Annotated in this window: 2 protein-coding genes; both read right to left on the bottom strand. The window is 38.4% G+C overall.

Features of this window, described 5'->3' with window-relative positions:
* Nucleotides 1-104: 104 nt before the first annotated feature.
* Nucleotides 105-1,127: an RNA-binding domain-containing protein gene (locus tag DXA20_RS15865; RefSeq protein WP_118562097.1), complete on the bottom strand. Its 1,023-nt coding sequence runs from the start codon at nt 1,125-1,127 to the stop codon at nt 105-107.
* A 334-nt stretch (nt 1,128-1,461) separates the two neighbouring features.
* Nucleotides 1,462-2,517: GGDEF domain-containing protein (locus DXA20_RS15860; RefSeq protein WP_147403773.1), on the bottom strand; the 1,056-nt coding region annotated here is incomplete at its 5' end.

The raw sequence follows: 2,517 nt of genomic DNA, 5'->3' as shown, positions 1-2,517 counted from the left end.
ATAATATAAAATTCTGGGAAATACTGCATTGTATTCTCCCATGCAACCGTCAACATATCAGTTCATTATAAAAATATCAAATTTTTGTCTTGACAACTGAGCCATTATACTCGAATGTTGTTAACTGTCACTACATCCGGAAGACATCCTGGACTTTCTATTTCTAAACGATCGTCATACATACTAATTTTGATAAAACAACCTGTCATTGAATAGTCACGATGTGCTACAGCATTAACAATTCCCTCAAGCCATGGAAATTTTGGATATTCCGGTGTCTCAATAAATTTACCCGTTTTAATATCCTGAGTTATAAACACACGAAGCTGATCAGAAATATAGTTTTTGGCTTCGTCAATAATGCGAAGAATAGGTATATCAATGCTTTTATCCTTAATGATATTAAATATGTCCCCTACCTGTAGTTCTCTTCCATCAATGCGCAAAAAGCGAACACGACAATTAGAATAAAACTGCATAATATTCTTAGCAAACAATAAAACTGCCGCATTAGTCAAATATTCCTTGTCTCCCTGTTGCCTTACAAAGCCTCTGGCTCTAAGTACCTGACTTGTTTCTATGCTCTCTGCGCCAATTTTCTCTTTGTAAGAATTCAATAGGTCATCATCTAAGTCTTCTAAAGTCGCATATGAATTAATTTCGCCCTCGTAATGTCTGGAACCTTTTGCATATTCCAAATTTCTTAAATTTTCTCCCAGCATCTCCTTAGACTTGTCCCCAATTCGCAAATATGTCCGATCATTTGCTGTTCGTATTACCTGTCCTGTACTTGCTTCAATATGCAATAACAATACTCGATTCGGTTCACCATGAACATTAACGACATCAATAAACTCTTCTTTATACCTAGGCATAGGACGACAACAGTCTTTCGGAGCATTGATAAATTCATTAATCTTATCATTGCCACAAGCATTAATTCCCTCAATAATTCTTTTCTTATCGCTAATTCCAATTACCAATGTCCCTCCATCCGCATTAGCAAAAGCAGATATATGTGGTGCTAATTCTGCAACCCGAATCTGACAGGATTTTCTATCAAAATATTTATTTTCGTCTTCCGGCTCAATCTTGACCATTTCAATATGAGTATAATTGAATGGCATCTTTATATGGTCGCTGTCCCGGCGACACTTTTAAGATAAAAAAACAAACGCCGATACTATGTGAGTACCGACGTAACATTTACTAATCAATATTTACTTGTAAATTCTATACTTCAAGAATTTCATTCGTGTACTTAAATAAGGTCACATTCAGCTGCATAATATCATACTGCTTATCTATAATAGCCTTCTGCACGATCAGATCTGCCTTACTGCTTGGGCTAAATGCCCAGTCTGCTCTCGCAAGTAAGTCTCTTGTCTGCTGACAGCATACAAGGCTCTGCTAATCTTGTATCTTCCTCAAGTGGATAGTTATCTTCTACTACTTTAATTACTAGCGAATCGTATCTTCGCCTTTTAATTGTTTTTTATTTGCATACATGGCTGCATCTGCAATAGAACATATATGTTCAAAATCCTCGTCTGCATCCGGCGTGGCAAAACCAATGGCGCAGCAATAAAGAGTCTTAGAAAGCTCCCTCCGCATATGATCGATCAGAGCAGGGACATCATCTTTTGAAACCCGTGAACATAAGATCATAAACTCATCACCACCGGTTCGATACAGGTGGCATCCCCTCGGCAGTATATTTTGAATGCACGCTACAATCGTACACAAAGCCGTATCCCCGGCCGCATGGCCATTCTCGTCATTGAATCTCTTCAGATCATTTAAATCAATGGAAATTACCGCTGTCAGACATTTGCTCTTCATCATACGATCCGCATCCAGATAAAAATACCGACGGTTGAGCGCACGCGTAAGTGGATCTCGCTTGAACTGCTGTGTCGTCAAATACATATAATAAAATGCAACACTCACAGCTCCCGTGGTATTGATGAGTCCGTCATAATGGAAAAACGCCTCCAGAATGACAGCTATCGTGTTCGTCACCGCAATGAAAATTGCGATCAGCGATTCGTATGTATGCTCCATCTTATATAACTTATTAGTCAGGATAACCAACAGAATTAAATAAAAACCGGAGGCAGCAAATGCCGAATATCCAAGTGGTCCCCGCACAAATTCATTCTTATCCGAGTATGAAAAACAAACACCTGAAAATAACGCAGTGGAAGCGATCAACATATTCAGAATTCCCGGAAGCGCAATAAATTTCTTAAACTTTTGCGACACTCTGTTACCACAGGAAAGAAGGATCACAAAGCATATATTGGTTGGTCTAAGCGCATACCCAATAATAGATACTGCCACACGCAGCATTGTCGGATACGGAAGTGTCGCACACCAATATTCTATACTGTCAACGATAACCAGACGAGAGTGTGATACTTTTTCTGTAAAATAATGATTAGAAGGTTCTTCTATGATAAAATAAATATCATTAGGAGGGCCTTTTATTATGGCAAGACAAAAGAAACCTGTACA

The sequence above is a fragment of the Roseburia sp. AM59-24XD genome, assembly GCF_003478445.1.
Classification (GTDB): Bacteria; Bacillota; Clostridia; order Lachnospirales; family Lachnospiraceae; genus Jutongia.
The sequence above is the reverse complement of the archived record's forward strand: the minus strand, read 5'-3'. Positions and strand labels throughout refer to the sequence as shown.